This window comes from Exiguobacterium sp. RIT452, from assembly GCF_003598705.1.
GTDB lineage: Bacteria > Bacillota > Bacilli > Exiguobacteriales > Exiguobacteriaceae > Exiguobacterium_A > Exiguobacterium_A undae.
On record NZ_QXJB01000001.1, the window covers coordinates 760,195 to 784,685 of the forward strand.

The 24,491-nt window shown below is 48.1% G+C and carries 26 protein-coding genes; 13 read left to right on the forward strand and 13 right to left on the reverse strand.

Going from position 1 to position 24,491, the window contains the following annotated elements; all coding sequences use genetic code 11:
• Positions 1-18: 18 nt before the first annotated feature.
• Together D3D03_RS04065 and D3D03_RS04070 are read left to right on the forward strand one after the other, a co-directional pair.
• The gene (locus tag D3D03_RS04065) at positions 19-528 is read left to right on the forward strand and encodes an NUDIX hydrolase (RefSeq protein ID WP_026833059.1); all 510 of its coding nucleotides are present in this window, start codon (positions 19-21) and stop codon (positions 526-528) included.
• Positions 513-1,127, forward strand: coding sequence for an HAD-IA family hydrolase (locus D3D03_RS04070; protein ID WP_119922855.1), 615 nt, complete (start codon positions 513-515; stop codon positions 1,125-1,127). The genes D3D03_RS04065 and D3D03_RS04070 overlap by 16 nt, the downstream gene beginning before the upstream one ends.
• A gap of 65 nt (positions 1,128-1,192) precedes the next feature.
• On the opposite strand, the gene D3D03_RS04075 is transcribed toward D3D03_RS04070, so the two are convergent.
• From D3D03_RS04075 to D3D03_RS04085, 3 genes are all read right to left on the reverse strand, one after another.
• Complete coding sequence (locus D3D03_RS04075) at positions 1,193-2,377, reverse strand: MFS transporter (protein ID WP_119922856.1); 1,185 nt, start codon at positions 2,375-2,377, stop codon at positions 1,193-1,195.
• A 30-nt stretch (positions 2,378-2,407) separates the two neighbouring features.
• Positions 2,408-2,986: a TetR/AcrR family transcriptional regulator gene (locus D3D03_RS04080; protein ID WP_119922857.1), complete on the reverse strand. Its 579-nt coding sequence runs from the start codon at positions 2,984-2,986 to the stop codon at positions 2,408-2,410.
• Positions 2,987-3,089: 103 nt separating this feature from the next.
• Positions 3,090-4,142, reverse strand: a complete 1,053-nt coding sequence (locus D3D03_RS04085; RefSeq protein ID WP_119922858.1) for a TIGR04086 family membrane protein — start codon at positions 4,140-4,142, stop codon at positions 3,090-3,092.
• Between the two features lie 339 nt (positions 4,143-4,481).
• Between D3D03_RS04085 and D3D03_RS04090 the strand changes: the two genes are divergently transcribed.
• The 4 genes from D3D03_RS04090 to D3D03_RS04105 all read left to right on the forward strand — a co-directional run bounded on the left by D3D03_RS04090 (position 4,482) and on the right by D3D03_RS04105 (position 10,300).
• Positions 4,482-5,786 (forward strand): hemolysin family protein, encoded by a 1,305-nt coding sequence (locus D3D03_RS04090; protein WP_119922859.1) that lies wholly within the window; start codon positions 4,482-4,484, stop codon positions 5,784-5,786.
• A gap of 257 nt (positions 5,787-6,043) precedes the next feature.
• Positions 6,044-6,895 carry a BglG family transcription antiterminator LicT gene (licT, locus tag D3D03_RS04095; RefSeq protein ID WP_119922860.1) on the forward strand — a complete coding sequence of 284 codons (852 nt, stop codon included), beginning with the start codon at positions 6,044-6,046 and terminating at the stop codon, positions 6,893-6,895.
• A gap of 105 nt (positions 6,896-7,000) precedes the next feature.
• A complete protein-coding gene (locus D3D03_RS04100; RefSeq protein WP_119922861.1) occupies positions 7,001-8,830 on the forward strand; it encodes a beta-glucoside-specific PTS transporter subunit IIABC in 1,830 nt (609 codons plus the stop codon).
• Between the two features lie 24 nt (positions 8,831-8,854).
• Positions 8,855-10,300 carry a glycoside hydrolase family 1 protein gene (locus D3D03_RS04105; protein WP_119922862.1) on the forward strand — a complete coding sequence of 482 codons (1,446 nt, stop codon included), beginning with the start codon at positions 8,855-8,857 and terminating at the stop codon, positions 10,298-10,300.
• Between the two features lie 47 nt (positions 10,301-10,347).
• Here the strand turns inward: D3D03_RS04105 and D3D03_RS04110 are convergent, their stop codons facing one another.
• Entirely contained in the window at positions 10,348-11,733 is a 1,386-nt protein-coding gene (locus D3D03_RS04110) for an MFS transporter (protein ID WP_026833053.1), read from the reverse strand.
• 330 nt (positions 11,734-12,063) lie between these two features.
• On the opposite strand from D3D03_RS04110, the gene D3D03_RS04115 reads away from it, so the two are divergent.
• Positions 12,064-12,417 (forward strand): hypothetical protein, encoded by a 354-nt coding sequence (locus D3D03_RS04115; RefSeq protein ID WP_119922863.1) that lies wholly within the window; start codon positions 12,064-12,066, stop codon positions 12,415-12,417.
• 45 nt (positions 12,418-12,462) lie between these two features.
• Here the strand turns inward: D3D03_RS04115 and D3D03_RS04120 are convergent, their stop codons facing one another.
• The 4 genes from D3D03_RS04120 to D3D03_RS04135 are packed head-to-tail and all read right to left on the reverse strand — an operon-like array spanning position 12,463 to position 14,566.
• The gene (locus tag D3D03_RS04120; RefSeq protein ID WP_119922864.1) at positions 12,463-12,903 is read right to left on the reverse strand and encodes a hypothetical protein; all 441 of its coding nucleotides are present in this window, start codon (positions 12,901-12,903) and stop codon (positions 12,463-12,465) included.
• The gene (locus D3D03_RS04125) at positions 12,900-13,364 is read right to left on the reverse strand and encodes a GNAT family N-acetyltransferase (protein WP_119922865.1); all 465 of its coding nucleotides are present in this window, start codon (positions 13,362-13,364) and stop codon (positions 12,900-12,902) included. Before D3D03_RS04125 ends, D3D03_RS04120 begins: the two co-directional genes overlap by 4 nt.
• 31 nt (positions 13,365-13,395) lie before the next feature.
• Positions 13,396-13,842 (reverse strand): hypothetical protein, encoded by a 447-nt coding sequence (locus D3D03_RS04130; protein WP_119922866.1) that lies wholly within the window; start codon positions 13,840-13,842, stop codon positions 13,396-13,398.
• A gap of 13 nt (positions 13,843-13,855) precedes the next feature.
• Positions 13,856-14,566 carry a GntR family transcriptional regulator gene (locus tag D3D03_RS04135; protein WP_119922867.1) on the reverse strand — a complete coding sequence of 237 codons (711 nt, stop codon included), beginning with the start codon at positions 14,564-14,566 and terminating at the stop codon, positions 13,856-13,858.
• A 168-nt stretch (positions 14,567-14,734) separates the two neighbouring features.
• Between D3D03_RS04135 and D3D03_RS04140 the strand changes: the two genes are divergently transcribed.
• From D3D03_RS04140 to D3D03_RS04160, 5 genes are all read left to right on the forward strand, one after another.
• A complete protein-coding gene (locus tag D3D03_RS04140) occupies positions 14,735-16,633 on the forward strand; it encodes a beta-glucoside-specific PTS transporter subunit IIABC (protein WP_119922868.1) in 1,899 nt (632 codons plus the stop codon).
• 26 nt (positions 16,634-16,659) lie between these two features.
• Positions 16,660-18,120, forward strand: coding sequence for a 6-phospho-beta-glucosidase BglA (bglA, locus tag D3D03_RS04145; protein ID WP_026833046.1), 1,461 nt, complete (start codon positions 16,660-16,662; stop codon positions 18,118-18,120).
• Between the two features lie 166 nt (positions 18,121-18,286).
• Positions 18,287-18,784, forward strand: coding sequence for a hypothetical protein (locus D3D03_RS04150; RefSeq protein ID WP_119922869.1), 498 nt, complete (start codon positions 18,287-18,289; stop codon positions 18,782-18,784).
• Positions 18,775-19,485: a 5'-methylthioadenosine/S-adenosylhomocysteine nucleosidase family protein gene (locus D3D03_RS04155; protein WP_233550633.1), complete on the forward strand. Its 711-nt coding sequence runs from the start codon at positions 18,775-18,777 to the stop codon at positions 19,483-19,485. Before D3D03_RS04150 ends, D3D03_RS04155 begins: the two co-directional genes overlap by 10 nt.
• A gap of 113 nt (positions 19,486-19,598) precedes the next feature.
• Positions 19,599-20,606 (forward strand): SMI1/KNR4 family protein, encoded by a 1,008-nt coding sequence (locus D3D03_RS04160; RefSeq protein ID WP_119922870.1) that lies wholly within the window; start codon positions 19,599-19,601, stop codon positions 20,604-20,606.
• Between the two features lie 91 nt (positions 20,607-20,697).
• Here D3D03_RS04160 and D3D03_RS04165 read toward each other — a convergent pair whose 3' ends face one another.
• From D3D03_RS04165 to D3D03_RS04175, 3 genes are all read right to left on the reverse strand, one after another.
• Complete coding sequence (locus D3D03_RS04165; RefSeq protein WP_119922871.1) at positions 20,698-21,177, reverse strand: GNAT family N-acetyltransferase; 480 nt, start codon at positions 21,175-21,177, stop codon at positions 20,698-20,700.
• 12 nt (positions 21,178-21,189) lie between these two features.
• The gene (locus D3D03_RS04170; protein WP_028106337.1) at positions 21,190-21,378 is read right to left on the reverse strand and encodes a hypothetical protein; all 189 of its coding nucleotides are present in this window, start codon (positions 21,376-21,378) and stop codon (positions 21,190-21,192) included.
• A gap of 200 nt (positions 21,379-21,578) precedes the next feature.
• Positions 21,579-21,782: a nucleic acid-binding protein gene (locus D3D03_RS04175; RefSeq protein ID WP_119922872.1), complete on the reverse strand. Its 204-nt coding sequence runs from the start codon at positions 21,780-21,782 to the stop codon at positions 21,579-21,581.
• 91 nt (positions 21,783-21,873) lie between these two features.
• Here D3D03_RS04175 and D3D03_RS04180 point away from each other — a divergent pair, with 91 nt between their 5' ends.
• Positions 21,874-22,479 carry a GNAT family N-acetyltransferase gene (locus D3D03_RS04180; RefSeq protein ID WP_119922873.1) on the forward strand — a complete coding sequence of 202 codons (606 nt, stop codon included), beginning with the start codon at positions 21,874-21,876 and terminating at the stop codon, positions 22,477-22,479.
• Between the two features lie 44 nt (positions 22,480-22,523).
• Here the strand turns inward: D3D03_RS04180 and D3D03_RS04185 are convergent, their stop codons facing one another.
• Complete coding sequence (locus D3D03_RS04185; protein ID WP_119922874.1) at positions 22,524-23,186, reverse strand: carbon-nitrogen hydrolase family protein; 663 nt, start codon at positions 23,184-23,186, stop codon at positions 22,524-22,526.
• 36 nt (positions 23,187-23,222) lie between these two features.
• The gene (locus tag D3D03_RS04190; RefSeq protein WP_233550634.1) at positions 23,223-24,434 is read right to left on the reverse strand and encodes an MFS transporter; all 1,212 of its coding nucleotides are present in this window, start codon (positions 24,432-24,434) and stop codon (positions 23,223-23,225) included.
• Positions 24,435-24,491: the final 57 nt, after the last annotated feature.

Here is a 24,491-nt window from a genome sequence, read left to right on the forward strand (position 1 = left end):
AAGGGGGTATACACTTTCATGATTGAAGCAAAAACCTTTCACCGCGCATTCGGTACATACGGATTATATTTCAATGAAGGAAAACTACTCGTCATTCATAAAAAAGGGGGACCATACACGAATCGGTTTGATCTTCCGGGCGGCAGCTTGGAAGACTTTGAGACCGTACCGGAAGCGCTGGACCGTGAGTTTCAGGAAGAGACCGGTCTGACGGTTCTTCAGAAACGTGCACTCGGGACATTCGAGTTCGTCGTTCATTCCGATTGGCACCATGCGTCGCACCTCCATCACATTGGTGTCTTTTATAAAATCATCCAAACTTCCGGTGAACGCACGGTACCTGACAAATTTGACGGACAGGATTCCACCGGCTCGTCCTGGGTCAGTCAAGAACAGGTCAATCCGGATAACGCCTCACCGCTCGTCTTAAAAGCCTTTGAGTATTTGACGAATCCTGAAACCGCACCTGTCATGCACGTCGAGGACTGGATCGTAAAGCAGGAGGTAGCGTCATGTACCGGCATGTGATTTGGGATTTTGACGGGACGTTGTTTGATACGTATCCCGTCATGGCATCCGTGTTTCAACAGATGTTGCGGGAACAGGGACGGGAGGAACCGTTGGAAACGATTCTCGAAACGATGAAAATCTCTGCGAATACGACGTATGTAAAGTATGGGTTTGATCCCGATTCGATTTCAGAATACAAAACACGGAAAGCACAGGATGAACTGCAAACAGTCCGTCCGTTTCCGGACATTCCGAAAATCTGCCGCTTCATTCAAAAGCACGATGGATCCAACTACATCCTGACGCACAGAGGATCATCAACGTTTGCCTTGTTACAGGCTCAAGAATTAACGGACGTCTTCCGGGAAGTCGTGACGGCGGAGCAATCCTTTGCCCGGAAACCGGATCCATCGGCGATTCGTTATTTGATGGAAAAATACGATCTGTCTCCTGCAGAAACGATCATGATCGGGGACCGCGAACTGGATGTCTTAGCGGGACATCGTGCGGGAATCGACTCGTGTCTCATTACGGAGAGACTTCCGGACGAGACCGTTGCGACCTATACCATCCAGACGTTCAATCAGTTGTTAGAGCTGTTGTGTGCTAAGACTTAACCCAAAAAAGCCCGAACGACTTGCGTATGCCTACTCGGATACACAAGCGGTTCGGGCTTATTTCATTATGATGATTTTTGTTCAAACGTTTGTTCAGTCGGTTGCTGTTCCCGCCAGACAAACGTCAAGGCGATCCCGATTGCAAGCATGACCGTCGCAAAATAGAACGGATAGTTGAGATCGACATCAAACAGAATCCCGCCGATGATGGGTCCGAGGATATTCCCGATGCTCGTAAACATCGAATTCATCCCGCCGACGAAACCTTGCTCGTTTCCGGCGATCTTCGACAAATAGGTCGTGACGGCAGGGCGCATCAAGTCAAAGCCGACGAAGACGACCATCGTGACGAGGATGATGGCCAAGTAACTGGTCACATAGGTCATGACGAGGACCAGCAAGGTTGAACCAATCAAACTGTAACGGATGAGACGGATCTCGCCGAACCACCGTGTCAGACGTTCGAATAGTCCGACCTGGACGATGACACCGACGATTGCCCCAAGCGAAATCGCGAGAGCAATGTCTTTTGCCGTAAAGCCGAATTTCCGGTCGACGAACAGGGCAAACAGCGACTCAAACGAAGCGAGTCCGAACGAAGAAATCAACAACACCATAAAGGCGATGAAGTAAAGCGGAGAAAAGACTTTCCGGAAACCGGTTTTCTGTTTCGGGATAGTCGAGTTTTCGTAATGCCGTTTCGGTTCACGTAACGTAAACACGGACAAGATCATCGCGAAGAGACCGAATGCAGCGGCAAAGAAAAACGGGACACGGGTGCCGATATCCGCCAAAAAACCACCGATGCCGGGTCCGATGATGAAACCGGTCGAAATTGCAGCCGACATGTAGCCGAGTGCCTTTGGTCGGGTTTCATTTGTTGTGATGTCGGCAATGAAGGCGGTGACGGCCGGCATAATGAAGGCCGCGCTGACGCCTCCCAGAATCCGCGACGCAAACAACACTTCAACGGACTGCCCGAGTCCAAACAGCAATTCCGACATGCTGAAGATGAACAGACCGATGATGATCATCGGTTTCCGGCCGTATTTATCGACCGCCCGCCCGGCGAGCGGCGACAAAATGAGCTGGGCAAAGGCGAATGCCGATACCATGTATCCGACGGTCGAACCGGAAATATTCAGTTCGTTCATGATCGTCGGTGTGACAGGGATGACAAGACCAATCCCTAAAAAAGCGATGAAAAGATTGAGTAAAAGTGTACTTAAGATGAGTTTATTGTTTTGCATGATAGGATCCTCTGTTTCTGTTTTGACTTGTTACCGGACGAGTCCCCGCCAAAAAATCGGCCATATGGCGGTGAAACGCCGTTCATATGCGGCGACCCCGTTGTAGACGAACTCGGTCATCGTTCCTTCCGTCACCGTCAAGTAGGCGAGGGCGGCACTTTGGTAGTCGTCGGAGTAAAGAATTTGTTCCGTTCGGTCGCGCTCCCGCAAGAGACGTGTTAAGTGACGTTGCATTGTATCGAAAAAAGGATTGATTAAATCCGTGACTTCCCGTTCGAGTTTGACCGGCGGGAAATAAGCGATGCGTAAAATGAACTTCAGTTGATCGTTTTCGGTGCTTTCTTCAAGAAACCAATCAAAAAAACCTTTCAGACTCTGTTCGAGTGAAAGATGGCGGGTCGAGATGAAATACGTGGCGAGATGTGTTTTTTGGGTTTCAAGCGCATACGTCATCGCAGTTAAAAACAATTCGTCTTTCCCGCGGTAGTGGGCATAAATCGAAGGTTTCTTAATCCCGACGTCTTGCGCAATCTCCTGTAAGGATGCCCCTTCGTAACCATGTTGGGCAAAATGGCGCAACGCGGTCTGGAGTAATAAAGTCGCTTTCATTGATTCACCTTCCTAACGGTCGTTAGTTAACAGCCTAACAGATTTAAAACGATTGTCAAACAAAAAAGCCGAAGGTCACGTGGACCCTCGGCGAGATGATTCATTATTTGTTGGCAATCCGACCGCGTGTCGCGACACGTGAACCAGTGATACCAGCAATTGATGTGACGATCATTGTTAAAATCAGAGCGACGAAGCCCCAGATTGAAACTTTTGATGCTGTTTGTGTGGCTTGTTCTGTTTGTTGACGAACATCTTCAACTGTTTTCTTCAGGTCAGCTGATGTTTCGTCAAGCGTTGTTTTGGCATTTTCGATTTGTTTGCTTGTTTCGCTTGTCGCCTGATTCAGACCGTCGACGATGTTTTTTGTTGCTTCATCTGCCTCAGCTTGTGAGAGGTCGGTATTTTGAGCAACCGCTTCTGCAATTTTATCTTCATCTACGGATTTCTCGATTTTTTCTGCACGAGCTGTTAACGAATCGCCAAGGTCGCTGACGATTTTGTCGAAGTCTTCAGGTTTTGTTAACGCGTCTTTCCCGGCTTGCGTAGCGTCATCTTGAACGGCGTCGAGCTGACCTTGCAAGTAGTTTGGTTGCAATTCAGGAATGTCCGTATCTTTAAGGATCTCATCGACATTGCCTTCGAGTTCTTTTGTATCAACTTCTGAAACGTTATCTGTGATTGAACCGAATCCTTTAGAAACGGCATCTTGTGTCGTGCTGGCAATGGCACCGACCCCTTGGCCGGCTGCGCCACCGACTGTTCCGAGCACTGAACCAACTGTTTGGAACGTGTTGATTGTCGTGAATGTCAGCAGGGCGAACAAGAGGATGACACTTGTTGACCATGTGAGAAAACCATGAACGAGTCCGGCGCGTGATGATGTGACACCTGAAACGAATCCAGCGACAAACAGTGAAATGAGTAATGAAAGAATTGCCCAGATGGCGAGACCGATTCCGACACCCTCAAACGGGTTGTTGGATGTGACGTCGGTGACGCCGAGACCGATTGCCGAACCAATTAAACTGAATGTAATTAAGAGTGCGAAAAATGATACGACTCCGGCGATGATCGAACTCCAGGAAATGTTTCGACCTGCACCATCTGTTTCCGGTCGTAAATACGACGAGAAACCTTTTCTTGTTTTTTCCATAAAAAATCCACTACCTCTCCACTTACGATTTTACGAACATCATTCGACTTCAAGAAGCTTTGTGTTGAACTACTTTAACTTGAGATGTTGATGTGCATAGCTCTTATATAGCCGCTAAACTGGTCAAACAAACCTAGTATCAAAAGTACTCCTTTTAGAAACTGTAATCGGATTATTCAGAATAATCGCATCATTACCACAGGTAAAACAGTTGATATTCAGAAACCTGTCCGCTATGATATGAACTATAACGTCTTACTGTACGGTTTTAGATTATGGAATCATTTTAGCGATTCAAACTATTTTATTGGAGGTGACCCCCTGTTTCAGGGGAAAGAATTGGACATATTGTTGGTATTGAATTTGGCGTTGCTTGTATTGTTGATCGTGTTGACGGCGTTTTTCGTCGGATCAGAGTTTGCCGTCGTAAAGGTTCGGATGTCACGGCTTGATCAGATGATTCAGGAAGGAAACAAGGGCGCGGTCCTGGCAAAGAAAGTTGCCAGTGACCTTGACTATTACTTGTCAGCCTGTCAGCTCGGAATCACGATCACGGCACTTGGACTTGGGGCGCTCGGGAAACCGACCGTCGAAAAGTTGCTCGGACCGGTCTTTGATGAATTTGGTGTCGCAGCGGCACTGTCGACGATCCTGTCGTACACGATTGCTTTCGTTTCGGTCACATTCCTACACGTTGTCATCGGAGAGCTCGCACCAAAGACACTGGCGATCCAGTATGCAGAACGGATGACATTACTTCTTGCACCAGCGTTGTATGTGTTCGGTAAAATCATGTATCCCTTCATCTGGGTGATGAACGGTTCGGCCCGGATCTTCTTACGTCTGTTCGGCGTTCAGCCGGCAGGGCACGAACAAGCCCACTCGGAAGAAGAGTTGAAAATCATCATGTCGCAAAGCTTCAAGAGTGGTGAAATCAATCAGACGGAACTCGCGTTGATGCAAAACGTCTTTGCGTTCGACGAGCGGGTGACGAAGGATATCATGGTGCCCCGGATGAATGTAACGACGCTGTCGCTCAGCATGACATGGGCCGAAGTCTTACAGATCATGACGGACAATCAATACACGCGTTACCCGGTCATCGAGGATTTTGATAAAGACAAGATCATCGGGTATGTCAACGTCAAGGAAGTCTTGACGGATCAAGCAAACGATCAACAACGGGACTTACAGAAGTATATGAAAGAGATACCAGCTGTGTCCGAGATGACACCACTTCAGGAAACGTTGCTGAAGATGAAGGTGACGCGTTCCCACATCGCGCTCGTCATCGACGAGTACGGTGGAACTGCCGGCATGATCGCGATGGAAGATTTGCTGGAAGAAATCGTCGGTGAAATCCGTGATGAATTCGACGAAGATGAACAAGCGGACATCGAGACGGTTTCGAAGACAGAATATCATCTGTCGGGGACCGTATTGCTGGCAGATTTAAAAGAACGGTTTAACCTGACGTTTGCTGACGCCGAGGAAATCGATACGATTGCCGGTTTCATCCAAGCACAAGGAACGGACTATCAGGTCGGTGAAACACTTGAGACGGAGACGTATGATCTTGAACTGTTGCACGTCGAGAATTACCAAATCCAGCAAGTCAAACTTGTGTTGAAACAAACGTCTTAATGCAACAAACGCTTTTCCTTCGGGAGGAGCGTTTTCTTATGCTCCAGAATAATCAGATTTTTTTGAAAGCGCTTCATAAAAAGATTGACGGCTATCGTTTTACATCGTATTCTAATAATGAAAAGAATAAACCATTCAGGATTGTTACTGCGAAAGCAGGCAAAACCTAAATTGATATCTGTTGCGTGTTGCGGCGATGGATATGAATTTAGGTTTTTTCTTTTCATGAATTCTCAGGGATGGAGGTGTAGGATTCCGTGCAGATCGTGAAGGTATTCAACAACAATGTCGTGGCGATTGAATCGAACGGTCAAGAACATGTCGTCATGGGGCGAGGAATCGCGTTTCAGAAGCGGATGGGGGATCGAATCGATGAATCAAGAATCGAAAAAGTCTTTACGCTCGAGAGTAAAGAAAGCCGGGAACGGTTCATCGATTTTTTAAACGAAATGCCGCCAGCTGAAATCGAAACGGTCAAGGAAATCGTCAAGGTGGCAGAACACAGACTGAACAAGTCCTTGCACGACACGATTTATGTGACACTCGCTGATCACATTCACTATGCATTATCACGTTATGCGGAAGGTGTCCTCATTCGAAATCCGCTGGTCTGGGAAGTTAAACGATTTTATGCACCAGAGTTCGCAATCGGGAAAGAAGCCGTTCGTCTGATCAATGAACGTCACGCTGTCCGACTTGAGGAAGAAGAAGCGGTATCGATTGCCTTACATCTTGTGAACGCCTCCATGTCAGGAGTTAAAGGTGAAAGCCTGCACATCGTCACCGAGATGACAAAGGCAACGCAAGCCATCTTGACAATCATCACCTACCACTTCCAAGTGGAATTGGATGAAGAGTCACACGCGTACGCCCGGTTTTTAACCCATCTTAAGTTTTTTGTACAACGGATTGTCTCAAAGACAAAGCTGAACTCCGGCGGAGATGAAGAACTGTATGAAATGGTGAAATCCCGCTATCCGAAAGCTTTTGAATGTGTCGAAAAGATCGCCAATCTGATTACCGGGAAGTATGACTACATGGTTTCGAAAGATGAACGGCTTTACTTGATGATTCATATCGAGAACTTGATGAAACAGAATCAATCCTAAAGGATGGTTACCGCATCGACGGGCCAAACCTAAATGATTACAGGTGTTTTTCACTTGGCGTCGTTTAGGTTTTTTTATTCCAAAAATCAGAATGGAGTGAGACAGATGGGCAAGTATCAAACACTCGCGCAAGACATCGTCCGGCTGGTCGGAGGAGAAGAGAACGTGAAAACGGTGTTTCATTGTGCGACACGCCTGCGATTTAAATTAAAAGATGAACAACAAGCCGATGCGGAGACGCTGAAACAGACGGACGGAGTCATCACCGTCGTTAAAAGTGGCGGACAATTTCAGGTCGTCATCGGAAATCATGTTGGAGAGGTCTATAACGAACTGAACGGAATCGGTCAGGACGTCGCAGAAGAAACGGAAAAGACCAGTCTATTCAACCGCTTTATCGACACGATTGCCGGTATTTTCACACCGATTCTTGGACCGATGGCAGGGAGCGGACTATTAAAAGGATTACTTGCGATACTGGTCGCGACCGGTTTGTTGACACCGACGATGGGCACATATATCGTCTTGAACGCGACAGCCGATGCCCTGTTTTACTTCCTGCCGGTCGTCCTCGGTCACTCGGCAGCGAAAAAATTCGGCGGCAATCCGTATATCGGGATGATTATCGGTGGGGCGCTCGTCTATCCGTCGATCGTCGCCCTGCAAGCTTCCGGTGAAAGTCTGACATTCCTGACGATCCCGGTCGTTCTGATGAGTTATGCCTCATCCGTCATCCCGATTATTCTGGCGACGTATGTCTCTTCGAAACTTGAAAGATTCTTCAATCGTCACTCCCATGAAGCGGTCAAGAACTTCACGACACCGATGCTCGTTCTGATGCTCGTCGTTCCGGTAACGTTCCTTGCCATCGGACCGCTTGCGACATATGCGAGTCAGGGACTTGCAGCCGGTTACTCGTTCCTCTATAACTTGAGCCCGGTCATCGCGATTGCCTTCATCGGTGCCTTTTGGCAAATTTTCGTCATGTTCGGTCTCCACTGGGGACTGGTCCCGATTATCATCAACAACCTGTCCGTCAATGGATTCGACACAATCACGGTCGGTGTCCTGATGGCAACGTTCGGCCAAGTCGGTGCCGTCTTCGCCATCACGTTACGGGCGAAGGATCCAAAAATCAAAGGACTCGGAACGTCTTCGACGATTGCCGGGATCTTCGGGATCACGGAACCGGCGATGTACGGTTTGACGTTGCCGCGTAAAAAACCATTTATTTTTGGTGTCGTCGGTGGAGCAGCTGGCGGACTCGTCGGTGGTGGGCTCGGTACTGCTTCCTATGCGATGGGCGGACTCGGTGTCTTCAGTATTCCGGTCATGATTCCGCAGGATGGCATCAGCCTGACGTTTTGGGGGGCTTTCATCGGACTAGCTGTCGCAGCGGCCGTCGCCTTCACACTGACGTATTTCTTCGCCAATGAAAAACAGCCGGTGACACAAGATATGCCGGTCATCAGTGAACAAGTCGGCTTACCGGTCCTCGCACCGGTCAAAGGCGAAATCATTTCGCTGGAACAAGTCGATGATGCCGTCTTCTCAAGCGGTGCAATGGGGAAAGGGTTGGCCATCATTCCGGATGAAGGTATCGTTTATGCCCCGTTTGACGGGGAAGTCGTGACGGTTTATCCGTCGAAACACGCCATCGGTTTACGGTCGGACACCGGCGTCGAGATTTTGGTCCACATCGGTCTCGACACCGTCCAGTTGAACGGACAACACTTTGAGTCGTTCGTCGAGAGCGGCCAGGCGATCCGGGTCGGTGATCCGTTGATCCGCTTCGACATCGAGCAGATCAAGCAGGCTGGTTATGATGTCGTCACACCGATCATCGTGACGAATACAGCAAGTTATCTCGATGTCTTGCCGACGTATCAAGGAACGGTCGAACCGTCACGTGACGTCTTACGCATTTTAGTCTAAAACCAATCAGAGGAGGAGTTATTCATGAAACAGATCAAATTCGATTTTCTATGGGGCGGCGCAACGGCTGCGAATCAACTCGAAGGGGCCTACGCGACGGGCGGGAAAGGATTGTCGATTGCCGATGTCATGCCGGGCGGAAAACACCGGATGCAGGTCATCCACGATCCACAGTTTGATTTTGAGCTAAAAGAAGAGTTTACGTATCCGAATCATGACGGCATTGATTTTTACAGCCACTATAAAGAAGACATTGCCCTATTTGCCGAAATGGGCTTCAAGACGTACCGGATGTCGATTGCCTGGAGCCGTATTTTCCCGAACGGGGACGAGTTGGAACCAAATGAAGAAGGTCTCCGCTTTTATGACCGCGTCATCGATGAACTGTTAAAACACGATATCGAACCGCTCGTGACGATTTCCCATTACGAACTGCCGCTCCATCTTGCGAAAGAATACGGCGGCTGGCGCGACCGTCGGCTCGTAACATTTTTCGAACAATACAGTCGTGTCCTGTTCAAGCGATATAAAGGAAAGGTCAAGTACTGGCTGACATTCAACGAAATCAACGGGGCACAGTTCATGCCGATGCTCAGTCTCGGCATGGCGATTCGGGACGGGGAAAACATGTTGCAATCGACTTATCAGGGCTTGCATCATCAGTTCGTTGCGAGCAGTCTGGCGACGAAAGCGGCACGTGAAATCGATCCAACGATGCAGATCGGTTGCATGTTGATTGCTGCGCCGGTCTATGCTTACAGTTCAAATCCGATGGATGTTCAGTATGCGCTAGAAGAAGAACGGATGATGAACTATTTCTGCGGGGATGTTCATGTCCGTGGAGTCTATCCGGCATTTGCCGATCGTTTCTTCGCTGAAAACGGCATTCAGCTTGTCTTGGAAGACGGCGATCTTGATCTGTTACGAGACTACACCGTTGATTTCTTCTCACTCAGTTATTATATGTCTCGGACCGAGAAGGCGGAAAAAGACGGCGACGATGCCGGTGGCAATATCATGAGCGGTGTCAAGAATCCGTACTTGAAAGCGAGCGACTGGGGCTGGGAAATCGATCCGGACGGATTGCGGATCATCTTAAATAAACTGTACGACCGGTATCAGATTCCGTTGTTTATCGTCGAAAACGGTCTTGGTGCTTATGACGAGGTGGAAGCAGACGGATCGATTCATGATTCGTACCGGATCGCCTATCTCGAAAGCCACTTGAAAGCGATGATGGAAGCGATTCAGGACGGCGTTGACATGATGGGCTACACGAGTTGGGGTTGTATCGATCTCGTCAGTGCGTCAACCGGTGAATACAGCAAACGGTATGGTTTCATCTATGTCGACAAGCAGGATGACGGCTCGGGGACACTTGACCGGTCGCGGAAAGAATCATTCTACTGGTACAAAGAGGTCATTGCGACAAATGGTGCAGCACTGACCAACACCTCGATCGCTAAGTAAGCAAAAGACCGGCATCGCAAAAGCGACGCCGGTCTTTTGGAATGGAATTATTCTGCCCACCATAAGGCATCTTCCGGTTTTTTCGCGACAGCGTGTAATTCTTTTTCTGTCGAGACGGTCGGGTGCGAACCTTTTAAGGCCTTGCCTGACGTACTCTTGAAGAAAAAGAAGAACGTGATGAAGCCAATGACGCTGACCGCCGTCAAATAATAAGCCGGTGCGAGCGGGTTTTGTGTCGCATGGACGAGCCAGGTCGAGACAAGCGGCGTCGTTCCGCCGAAAATCGAGACGGAGACATTAAACGTGACAGACAGTGTCCGGTAGCGGACATCCGTATAAAAGATACTTGGCAACAGACTTGGCATCGTGCCTTCAAAGATTGCGAGGAAGAAGCCAAGAATGAAGATTCCGATTCCGACGAACAAGAGTGGTTTCAGACCAATCAGGTAGAACGAGAGAATCGACAGAATCGAGAGACCTGCCAAGGCAAACAAGACGATGTTACGGTTACCTTTTTTGTCGCTGAGTTTACCGAAGAAGTAAGCGAGTGGAATCATGATGACCATGACACCGGTAATCAAGATCGTACTCGTTGAACTGGAGATGCCCATGACTTCATTCAGGTAAGACGGCATATACGACAGTAACATGTAGTTCGTAATGTTGAAGAACGCGACGGCGATGAAACAAACGATGATATCGCGTTTATGGTCCCGGATGATTTCCCGGAACGACGCTGGTTCTTCCGTATTTTCGTTGATTTCGTTTTCGAAGATCGGTGACTCATCGAGATGGCGGCGCAAGTACAGACCAAACAGTCCGAGCGGTGCCCCTAAAATGAACGGAATCCGCCAGCCCCATGATGCCATTTGATCATCGGATAACGTCACGAACAAGACGGTTGCCAGAATTGACGCCAGAATATAACCAGCGAGTGTCCCGATTTCAAGACCACTTCCGAGGGCGCTCCGTTTGTTATCAGGTGACGATTCAGCGATGTAGACCATTGCACCGGCATACTCACCGCCGGTTGAAAAACCTTGTAAAATCCGGGCCAGTAACAGTAAAATCGGTGCCCAAATCCCGATTTGATCATACGTTGGTAATAATCCGATGATGAGGGTCGAACCGGCCATCATGACAATGGTCGTCGTCAAGACAACCTTTCGTCCGAGCCGATCCCCGATGCGTCCAAAGACGATTCCGCCGATTGGTCGCATTAAAAAAGCGATCGCAAACGTCGCAAAGGTAAAGACGAGCTTCAGTTCATCGTTCTCGACGGCACTAAAGAAGTTTTGACTGATGATGATTGCGAGATACGAATAAAGACCAAAATCGAACCATTCCATCGCATTCCCAATTCCGGTCGCGTAGACACTTTTTTTGGTTTGCTTCATGTCGACGACATTGACTTTTTCTTTTCTGAATTTCATAAGTTCTATTCACTCCCTTTAATAAGTTCGTATCGTAACATAGCAGGAAATGAAGTCAAGTCGTTAAGCGACTTAATGACTTGAGAACAGGTGAAAACGGCTCTGTGCCGGGAGTTGTCAAACCGTTGATGCTCTAAGCAGGACGTCTTGTCATGAAGATTTATGAAAAAATAATAATTTTTTTCAGTTCTTTTCACAAAAATATGAAGTTTTTCATTCGTTTTCATTCCCTCTGTTTGCCAAGAATCCGCCTTAAGCAGGAGGTTAAGGTAAGGAAATGATTGGTAAAGTTAAATCGATACATAGATGATTTATGGAGGGCAATATGACATGAACACACGACGCATGGGAAAGTGGATGGCTGTTTTATTGGGTGTGGTGATTATCAGTGGAACGGGTTGGTATTATCTGTTTGAGACGTCGGAAGTGAATGGTTTTCCGGTTCCACGGACAGGGACCGTTCAGGAAAAGCCGGACGGTTTGTTCATCAAGACGCACCTCGTTTCAGAAGTCGAAGGTCCCGGCGTATTGTACGCGATGCGGATTCGACAAGCCGGCTGGAAAGTGGTCGACCGGGAAGGTCTGGCCGCCTGGTATGAAAAAGACGGCCGGATGATTGAACTGACGACATTTGATGATGAACTGTTTCTTGAACCGGCTGTGCGAGCGGGTATCGAACAGTAAAATAAGCGGAGTTCCTATTCACAGGAACTCCGCTTATTTGTGTCCTCAATTCGCATAGAGCAGCTTTTTCGTGTCTTGATCATAGACACGATAATCGATTTCGAAGTCTTCGTTTCGTGTCGTCGTTACCTGACAATAGTACGGAATCTTTTTACCATAAGCATCAAGATCAGGTGCGTCACGGAAGGAAAACGTGTTGTTGGTTTCCGTTAACGTGATTTCGACGGATGTTCCTTTTGATTCAGACGGTTCTAGAAAGCATGAACCTTCCATTACATGATAATCACGAAACACCATCTCGGTAAAGCTCGGTACCGTTACCCAGAGACATAACAATCCGAGTAATAGGATCCCTGTCCATTTGAGTTTTTTGAAAAAGGAATACTGTTTGTTGTCAAAATGAAGGACAAGAAAATAGCAGGCCGGTAAGACAAATGAAACACCTAACAAGAAAATAAAAAAGTAAGTGATGATTTCAGCATTCATCTGGATACGTCCGTCTGATGGCGGGACCAATGAAAGGTGGTATCGGATGCACGAGTTTTTTGGAATCCGATTTTCTCCAAGACCCGGATCGAAGCACGATTCGTCGCTGTTGTTTCAGCAGAGACAGTGGCAACGTCCGGGCGGGACAACGCCCAATCGACAAGAGCACCGACGGCTTCTGTCGCATAACCATTGTTCTGATAACGGTCCAATAAGCCGTAGCCGATTTCAACGTCCTTTTTGGCGGATGGTCTTCCTTTAAAGCCGATGTCCCCGATGATGTTGCCGTCAGCTTGGGAGATGACGAGCCAGCTGCCCCAGAGGAGCAGGGCAGGTGTTTCTGCCAGTTCAATTAAGTGGTTCTCAAGTTCAGGACCGTTCTCGTAATATTGTTCCAAAACGAGCGGTGTCCATTCAGTCGTATACGGTACAATCGTCAATCGGTTAGTTTGGATGGTCATGGTCACATTCCTACCCTCGAAGTAGTTTCGGTCATTCAGATGAATACAATAACTTATCCGTCTTGAAATCGTAAATCCGGTAAGAGATCTCAAATTCATGATCTTTTGTCGTCGTCACGTGACAAGTGTATGGGACGTCCGGTCCGTAAGCGCCGAGGTCTGCCCGATCCAAGAAACTGAAATAGTCGCCTGTTTCATCGTAATAAAGATCAATCGTCCGCGGTTTGGATTCATCATTGTACTCTACCGTACAGACTCCTTTAATCGTCGCATAGTCATGGTAGACGACGTACTTCAGGCTCGGCGCCGAATACCAGACCAGTCCCACCCCGAATAAACACAGTAAAACGAGTCGGAAAAACAAGGAAAATTCGATTCCGTTATCTTCACGGAGCCAGAAATATAACAATACACTCAGCACCATACAGATGATACCGCCAGCGAGAATCGCGTAATAAAAAAGCACTTCTTCATTCATGTGCGAATTCCCCTCATAAATACAAGCCGTTCGCCTGAACGACGAATTGCGAGTGCTCGTAATGATAGGTGATGACGGAATAGTCGAACGGCCGGCCGTTCGTCAAGTGGAAGATCGTTTCGACCGTCAATGCCGGATCACCGGCTTTTAGCTCCAAGTGTTTTGCAATCGAATCAGGTAACTTACCGACATGCATGTACATGTCCGAAAACCCGATGTTCAGTCCGAGCGCCGTCTCGAGGTACTCGAAAATCGACTGTTCGACGATTTCCCGGTTCAGATAGGGCACGATTGCTTGACGGTAATACGATTCTTCAAGGCACATGATGTTGCCGTCGATGTAGCGGATCCGTTTGATGGCATAGACCATTTCCCCGGGAGCGCTACCAAGGTTTTTGATGATTTCTTCCGGGCAGGGGATCAGCTCGAACGACAGGACTTTGGACTGGATGTCGTGCTCGACGAGATTCTGTTTAAACCCTTGCGTCGAAAACAGCTCGATATAGCCTTTCCGATTCGTCTTCCGGACAAAAATCCCGCTGCCGCGGACTTGAAAGATGGTACCTTTTCGCTCCAATAGTTCCAGCGCTTTCGTCATCGTCGTTTTACTGACTGCAAATTGACGGATCAGTTGATCGAGGACCGGTAGTTTATCGCCTTGCTGTAACGCGTGTTGTTCGATATAGGCTTCGATTTCCGTCGCCGTCTGTTGGTATTTCAGCATGGTTCACCCTCATTTTCCAGTAATTGTTCTACTTTTTTACTATAGCATACGACTGATTTGAACTAAATCATACGAATAATTAAATTAAATATGGATTGATAAATTGTACATGTACAATTATAATGAAGATGTACGATTTGGGGTCAACAGAATAAAGGAGGTTCAGGGATGAGTAAAGTGCGGGATTATCAGCAACTGGCGCATTCGATTTTGGAAGCGGTCGGTGGCGAGGACAATATCATCAGCGTCGCACGGTGTGCGACTCGGCTACGGTTGGTGTTGAAACGATCGGATGCAAAAGCGAAAGACCAGGTCGCTGCTTTACCGGGTGTCATCACAGTCGTCGAATCAGGCGGTCAGTTTCAGGTCGTCATCGGGCAACATGTCGGGGAAGTTTATGAAGCGTTTCGACCACTTGTTTCATTAGAGGACGGGAATTCGGATCAGGGAACCGAAACACCAAAAGGAACCATCTTGAACCGGATCATCGCAACGATGTCAGCCGTCTTTGCACCGTTCGTCTATATTTTGGCGGCAGCCGGTATCCTGCAAGGGGCACTCATCTTAATTTCACTTGTGTTTAAAGACTTTGCCGCGACGGGAACATATGAAGTGTTCAGCTTTATCTCTTGGGCACCGTTTACGTTTCTGCCGATTTTCATTGCGATCACGGCAGCGAATCACTTTAAAGTTAATCAGTTCATTGCAGTCGCCTGTAGTGCGGCACTCGTCAGTCCGACGTGGGCCGAGATGGCGGGACGGATCACGTCCGGTGAATCAATTTCATTCATCGGCATCGCCTTATCGGGAACAACTTACACGTCTTCGGTCTTACCACCGTTGTTTCTTGTCTGGTTGCTGTCTTATCTTGAAAAATTCCTGAACCGGACAATCAATGACGTCATCAAACCATTGTTCGTTCCGTTCTTCTGTATGGTCATCATGGTGCCGCTGACGATTCTCGTCATCGGTCCGATCACGACACTCGGAGCGGAAGGAATTGCAAACGGATACAATTATTTAGCCGAAAATGCACCGGCACTCGCCGGACTGATCATCGGCGGCTTTTGGCAAATCATCGTCATCTTCGGCGTTCACTGGGGCGTGACGCCGATGGTACTGGCAAACTTCGAACAGTACGGGCGGGATTCGTTCCAAGCCTATCAGACGATTGCCGTCATCGCTCAAGTCGGTGCCGTCATCGGTGTCATTTTAAAAACGCGCAACAAGGAAACGAAAAAGGTTGGTGTCTCAGCCGGTCTGACCGGGATTTTTGGGATTACCGAACCGGCGATCTACGGCGTGACGTTACGCTTTAAGAAACCGTTCATCTACGGCTGTATCTCGGGCGCGGTTGGAGCCGTCGTCGCGAGTTTCTTCAAACCGTATTACTTCGCCTACGCCGGTTTGCCGGGACCATTGACGCTCGTCAACGGCATCAGTTCCGACTATCCGTCTTCGATCGTCGGATTATTGATCGGAACGGCGATTGCCTTGATTTTACCGATCGTCTTGATTCAAATTCTCGGTTTTGGCGAAGAGAAAGTCGTCCCGGTGACGACGACGCCGGCAACACCGGTTCCGGCACAAGAAGTCAGTGCAACGTTGACGAATGAAGAAACGATTCAAGCACCACTTGCCGGACAAGTCGTGCCACTGTCGGACGTACCGGATGAAGTTTTTGCATCGGGAGCGATGGGGCAAGGTGTCGCGATTCGTCCAACCGGAAACACGGTCGTTGCACCGTTCAGCGGTACAGTCGTCATGATTGCACCGACGAAACACGCGATTGGTCTGCGTTCGACGAGCGGTGTCGAAGTTTTGATTCACGTCGGTTTGGAGACAGTTAGACTAGACGGGACTCCGTTTACGTTACATGTCGAGGACGGGGCGAGTGTCGATGCCGGACAAACGTTATTGACGTTTGACGCATCTGCCATCGAACAGCACGGCTTACAGACCATCACACCGGTCATCGTCACGAACGCGTCGAGTTATGCGGAAGTGATTGTCGGGAAACAGGAAACGGTCGAAACCAATACAGCGATTTTAACGATCGTTAAATAACAGAGAGATACAAGGAGGAAACGAAGATGAAGACATTACCAAACGATTTTTTATGGGGCGGGGCACTCGCTGCCCATCAATTTGAAGGTGGCTGGAACGCCGGCGGCAAAGGACCAAGCGTCGTCGACGTCATGACGGCAGGTGAACACGGGGTGGCCCGCCGGATCACCGATACGATCGAAGACGGGACGTTTTACCCGAACCATGAAGCGATCGATTTTTATCACCGTTATAAAGAAGACATCGCCTTGTTTGCCGAGATGGGTCTGAAATGTCTCCGGACGTCAATCGGCTGGAGCCGGATTTTCCCGAACGGCGACGAAACGGAACCGAACGAAGCAGGACTGCAGTTTTATGATGATGTGTTTGACGAATTGTTGAAACACGGCATCGAACCGATCATCACGTTGTCGCACTTCGAGATGCCGTTGCATCTGGCCCGCGAATACGGCGGGTTCCGCAACCGGAAAGTCGCCGAGTTCTTCGAGCGGTTCGCTGAAGTCTGCTTCACGCGTTACAAAGACAAAGTGACGTACTGGATGACGTTCAACGAAATCAACAACAAGATGGATGTGGAAAACCCATTGTTCCTCTGGACGAACTCCGGTGTCAAAGTCGAGCCGGGTGAAAACGCGATGGAAGTCATGTATCAGACCGGTCACCACGAGTTGATTGCCAGTGCCCTTGCCGTCGCAAAAGGAAAAGCAATCAATCCCGATTTCCAAATTGGGGCGATGATTTCACACGTCCCAATCTATCCGTACTCGTCGCATCCGGAAGACGTCATGTTGGCGGAAAAATCGATGCGTCAGCGCTATTTCTTCCCGGATGTTCAGGCGCGTGGTTATTATCCGAACTATGCCTTAAAAGAGTTCGAACGTGAAGGGTATCAGATTCCAATTCTCGCCGGCGACGACGAGATCCTGAAAAACGGAACGGTCGACTACATCGGCTTCAGTTACTACATGTCGACGACCGTCAAGCACGACGCGACGGTCAACAATACAGGCAACATCGTCAACGGCGGACTGGCGAACGGTGTCGAGAATCCGTACATCCAGTCGAGCGACTGGGGCTGGGCGATTGATCCGGTTGGACTCCGCTACGTCCTGAACCGTCTGTATGACCGGTACCAACTCCCGCTCTTCATCGTCGAAAACGGCTTTGGGGCCGTCGATACGATTGAAGACGGTAAGATTCATGACGCAGCGCGGATTGACTATCTGAAGACGCATATCGAGGCGTTGACGGAAGCGGTCACGGAAGACGGCGTCGAATTGATGGGCTACACACCATGGGGCATCATCGACATCGTGTCGTTTACGACAGGTGAGATGAAAAAACGCTACGGCATGATTTACGTCGACCGGGACAATGAAGGCAACGGTTCAATGGAGCGGATGAAAAAGGATTCGTTCGACTGGTACAAACAGGTCATTGCGACAAACGGACAAGACTTGGCGTATGACAAAGCAGCACAACGTTAATCAAACAGACCTCCATCCGAAGCGGGTGGAGGTTGTTTGTGTCTAAAAAAGTTTGCCTGAACAACGAAAAGACGTATGATATAGAAGACGTTATCCAGTATTTGTATGGATAACCAGATATCATCCTAAATACAGGATGTTCAGAACAGTAATGGAGGTTATAACTATGTTTACAGTGGATGAGTATTTAGCTTCAATCAAAACGAATCTTGCGCAACACACAGACGTGCTGGTCAACAATTTGAAGACAGTCGCAGAGGCAACCTTTGCACCGGATGTCGAACTACTGGATTTTTCTGCGTTTATCGAGCCGTCGCGGCATGATCTATCCATCATGTTCTTTTCGATGGACCGGGAAGCCAATGAAGTGTTTGAAGAAGCCGGGACACCGGGGTTTGCCGGCAGTGAATCGATGCTCGATGAGGCGGTGTATTATCACGTTACATCAAAGTCATCGGATGACTTTGATGTATTCCACGAGGAACATGAAGAAATCTTGATTGAGCAGGAACGACAACTCTTTACGGAGTGGTTCAGCACGTGTTGGCAACAAGCCGGTGGAGAGCGGGTTCAATTGCCAGCTTATTTTAATGTCCACGACGAAGGAGAAACGTTTGATTTGAAGCGGCAGATTTGGATGGATGAAGAGGAAAAATGGGATTGAGTTCGGAGACGGTTGGCAAGAATCGTTTCATGGTGGGTGTCAGCATCGCGACGGTTTGGGAATTTGAGGCGACGCTGGATTACTTTCATGTACAAGAGACGGAACGGATCACGTACCCGTACGGTGAATACTTTTGCCGGACAATCGACGGGAAACCTGTCGTTTTTTACAGCACCGGTGTCCGGAAAGTGAATGGTGTCGGTGGTAATCAGTACATGCTGTCGCATTTTCCAATCACAAAAGTGCTCGTCGTCGGAACGTGCGCCGGCATTGATGAACGGTTTGACGTACTCGACATCATTATTCCGGATCGTGCCGTTCAATATGACTGTACGGTGAAGGAAGTCGAACCGTTGCTGAAACCGTCGTTCATCGTTGAAATCGATGTCGCGAAATACGGCATTGATTGTCGGACCGGGACGATTGGAACGGCGGACCGCGCCGTCGTCATGTGGCGCGATTATCTGGAACTGCAGGAAAACGGCATCACGGTTGCTGATACGGAAGCCGGGGCAATCGCCTACATCTGTCGGAAAAATGAAGTCGAATGCATCATCATCAAGGGGATTTCGGACGTTCCGACGGATGAAACGGATCTTGATCCGCTTCAGTCGAACCAGGAACAGATCAACGTCTACATCGAAAACACACCAAAAGTCATGACACGGATTTTTGACGAGTATCTGGAACGATTCATTTGAAACTCTTGCAGGGAGCCTTGATGAAAAAGTGATTTCTTTGGTGGATAACGCTTGTGTCGATGCTATCGGTTGTCAATTATCGATATAACAGTTTAAGCAAGAGGAGATAAAATATGGTGAATATTAACGCCAAATTTAATAGATGCTTAAAAATGATAGAAAAATATCCTCAAGCTTTCGTAGTTGGAAAAGGGTCAACTGAAAATGAGATTCTTGAAGTCGAAAATCGTCTTCAGGTGACACTTCCACCAATGTACAGAGAGTTTCTAAGAAAATTCAGTTATCTGGCTACGCATGATGAGGAAATCTGGGGAATCAGTCCATCCAATAACCAGTTGGATATTGTATTTAGACATCAAAAGTATAACGAGGAACTACGAAGCTCATCTCAAAGTGAAGTTCCTTCACATTTATTAGCAATACAGATGGAGGACTTTAATTCGTCGCTCACTTGTCTAGACTTAAATGCCATGACCTACAATGATCAAGAGGCAAAAGTGTGTTTTTATCCTATTGATGCTCAACCTTATTATGCGGATTCCTTCACACAAGTATTATTTGAAGTGTGTGACAGTGCCGTGTCATCTTATTTAGATGATGCTGCAAACATTCCATCCTCTACTATTGAAAAAGTGAGTGAAATTAAAACGGAGCGAAAGGATGTTTATTCCGAAGCAAAAGCACTGATTTATGAACATCCAGAGTTGTCTGAGTTTGGAGAAGCCTTATCTGATGCTGAACTTGAGTTAATTGAAAAAGAGTTAAAGATAACATTACCTAAAAGTTACGTTACTTTCATGAAGGAATTTGGAGGAGGTAAATTTGGGGACAACATCTTCTTTACGATGTTCAATAATGAATTAGTAAAAACTAATCTTGAATTGTATCATCCAAAAGATCATGAGCATGCTCTTTCAAAACATCTAGTAGCTGTCTATTTTGATGATCTTGAAGAATTTTATGCTTGTCTCGATTTCAAAAATGTCATGAACGGTGAGCCTAAAATCGTGTATAGAGAAGAGAACGTGCCTGAAGAAGATTATGATGATCGTGACGCGTTTAAATCTTTCTCAGATTTTCTCTATTACATTATTCAAGACACGATAGACGTCAATAGCTAATAGCATTTCTTGTCCATTAAATGTCTTATTTAAATATTGCGAAATGAAAGCACTCAAAAACGCCGCTCCGGGAGTTGATCCGGACGGCGTTTTAAGTCTGTTCAGCTGCTGATTGAATCATCACGAGGAACGTGGCGTGAGCTGTTGAAAAAGTCGATTGGCGCCGAAACCCGAGCTGTTCATAGAGGTGAATCGCCCGTTCGTTAAATGTCGCGACGGTCAAACGAAGGGGTAAGGAAGTCTGGGATTTGGCAGTATCGAGGACAAACGAACAAAAGGTAAAACCAGTTCCTTGCCCGGTTAGTTCTGGATGGCGGCCGAGTCCGATATCCAAATAATCATCAGCATACAGTCCGAGCGGACGACCGGGCGGTACTTGTGCGGATTGGCCGGTACAGAAGAAGCCGACCAGTTGCTCTTGATCGACCAATGCCTGATAGGAACCGTCGAGTAACTCAGCATACGCTTCGTCCGACACTTCCATATTGTAAAAGTCATAGGGGGGTGGATAGGTCCAGTGCAGGATTGCTGTTGCCTGATCGAATGTCAGGGATGTGACTTGCAGATGCATATGTACCTCCTCCTAGTTCTGTTCGGACTCGACTTTTTCGGCTTGAGCCGCTTTGAAGTTCAAGTAAATCGTGTAGCCGACCGTGACCGGAATGATGACGATGCCGTATCCGAGCTCCATACCAAATCCATAGACACAGACAAGAGTAGTAATCGTGATAATAACCAGCAAGCGGATGCTTGATAGGTGGTGTTTGCTCATTTTTTTCACCTCGTTATGACGTAAGTACTTGTCTCAATTCGAAGATACCGGTAACTAACATGGCAAGGGAAAGAGGAATAAATCCCAATACGAATAGTGTCGGAGAAATGATCTCCGTGGTCCATAAAAGAAGCAGTAAAATTGAAATCAGCGTAATGAGACTGACGATGCGGGTTGTAGTTGGCATCGTTCATCTCCTTTTACGATGTGAGGAAGTCACCTGGATTTTCGACATACAGCTCGACATGACCGCAACGGGGGCAGACAGCAGCTTTTGCTTCAGCTGATACTTTGCTGAACAGCCATCCAGGTATTTTAATTTTTAAGCCGTACATGGCTCCTTTGACATGGACTTCACAATCTTCAACCATATCCGATTGACAGGCTGTGCATTTTCGGATCATTTCAAAACACCCCCTAAAAGATTCTGTCTTCACTGTATCGCATTCCTGATACTTTTTCTATATAATGGTAAAAAGAAACGGGGGAACTGACATGACGACAACGGAATTTTACCAGCACTTACCGGTCCTTGAGACCAAACGATTGATCCTGCGGCCGCTTCAAGAAAGCGATCGCGATGACTTATTCGAATATACACAAGACGAGGAAACTGCCCGTTATGTGACCTGGAATGCCAATCAGACGATCGAACAGGCCGAGCAGTTTTTGAACTACGTCCTGTCGAACTACACGCAAGGGAAAGAAGCACCGTGGGCCATTGAATGGAAAGAAACCGGCAAGATGATCGGGACAATCGATTTCATTCATCTGTTGCTGGATGAGAATAAACAAGCGGAACTCGGTTATGCGTTATCGCGACAATTCTGGGGCAAAGGCATCGTCACGGAAGCGGTCGAATGCGTCATGGCGTACGGTTTTGAAGAACTCAAACTCGAACGGATCCAGGCCCGGTGCATGGAAGGCAACATCGGTTCCGCACGGGTGATGGAAAAAGTCGGCATGACGTACGAGGGAACGTTGCGCCGGTTGATCTTTATCAAAGAAGCATTCCATGACGTTAAGATGTATTCGCTGTTACGTGACGAGTACGTCACGATGCGTCAAGGTTCGGAGTACAATACGAAACAGCATCAATGAGACGAAACCCCCAATCCGGCGAACCGGATTGGGGGTTTTTCTGATCAAAGTGTCTGCTCGACGGTAGAAACATCTACGATTTCAACCGTTTTCGTCACGGTATCAAGAATTCGTGTCCGCGGATCATCTTTTGAAAGGAAGATAGCTTCACCGGTCGCGTCAAACGCAAATGCCGTCGGAATCGAGAAGCCGCAATTGCGGTAAGAGCCGTCGGCGTGACTCGTTCCGAGGAACAGTGCTGATTGCTGGTGGCTGATTTTCTGGGCTTCCCCCGACCAGTCGGCATATTGTTCCTCGCTGAACATCCCGACCCCAATCGGATTAAAGATGAGATCAACGTTGTCGTTCTTCAGACCATCGAGTCCAAGAAAAATCTCGCGGCAGAGCAGATAACCGGTTGATTGCCCGTCAATGACGGCAGTCGACGGTGTATAAAGCGGACCGGCTTCCGGCGTTTTCGCACGGTCGAGGACGATGTCGCCGGCTGCATCGATGATCAATGCCTGATCCAAACGATCCGCGTTACGGTAACCGGTGACGATGATGGTCGCATACTGCTTGGCGAGTTGACAAAGCGTCTCAAGATCCGTGTGGCGGCAATAGCCTTCCGGATACAACAGCAGATCGATGTCAGCATGAGCAGCAATTTCACGTCGCAATTGTTCGAGTTGTGTTTCTTGTTTCGGTTGTCCAATTAAAATTTTCATTAAAAGCACGTCCTTTTATGTTATGTATTCGATGAGTTAAGAAATTTGTTTTGTTGTCTGATCTTCGCGAAAAAACGCTCTCTTGTTTGGTCGCAGGACGCTAACCATCAGCACGAGACTCAGTACCGCAAGCAAAACGGCGGCAGAGACAATACTGAATCGAAGCGGGAACAAGTCGCCCGTAAAACCAATTGCTAAAATGAACACGATTTGTACCACACTTTGACCAAGACCATACAGGCTCGTGAAGCGGCCGATCAGCTCACCCGGGACATTGTTTTGATAAAACGTCAGGAAACCGGTTCCGGCAAATGCATTAAAAAACCCGAGTAACAGAAAACCAATCGTCACGATGAGAAAGGAGTCGGCAGTCGCGTAAATCAAGTAGCCGAGCGCAACAAACAGATAACCGCTGACGAGTAACGTCTTTAAGGAAAGACGGTTCGCGAAACGGGCGACGGTCAGGCCACCGAGGACAGAACCGATTCCCGTGATACTGATTAATAATCCGTAATCGGTGGTGGTCAGACCGACGGCTGTCTGTAAAAAGACGACTTCCTGGGCATCCAGCGCGAGAGCAAGACTCATCGTCAACAGACCGAGTATGTAGATCAAGCTGACGAAACGCTCGGTGCGGCTGAAGCGGCTCACGGTCCGCCAATCCGTTGCCAGATCCGCGAGCTGTAGTCTTGGGACAGCTGACGCACGCGGGACAGACGGCAAAGTAAGGAGCAACAGACCGGATACGAGGAACGACATGGCGTTGATCCAAATGGCCACGCCGGGTGTCGCGACGAGCAATAACAATCCGGCGAGTGCCGGACCAATCAAAAAGGCGCTCGACGTAATCAGACTCCGGTATGCATTAAACGACTTGCGCCCGGTTTCCGGAACGACTTGTGTCAGGTAAGTCGTCGCTGACGGCTCAAAAAATGCTTTGACGAGCGCAAGGGCAAACAGAGTCAGGTAAATCAGCGGTAAGGTCGACAGCAGAGGAAGCAGGGCGACGAGTACCGCCCGAACAATATCCGTCCCGATTAACCACCGGCGGACATCGACCCGGTCAATCACACTGCCGGCCCAAAATTTCATGAACAGAGCAGCAATTGGACCGATGATCCAAAGACCGGCGACCGCAGCGGCGGAACCGGTCAATTGATAAAGGTAGACGTTAATCGCGACCAGATAGATGAAATCACCAAACTGTGAAACCCCGAATGAAGCAAGAAGAATTGAAGCACGAGTCACAATGGTTCACCCACTTTAACCATACATATTTTACCAAAAGTATACAGGAAGTAAGAA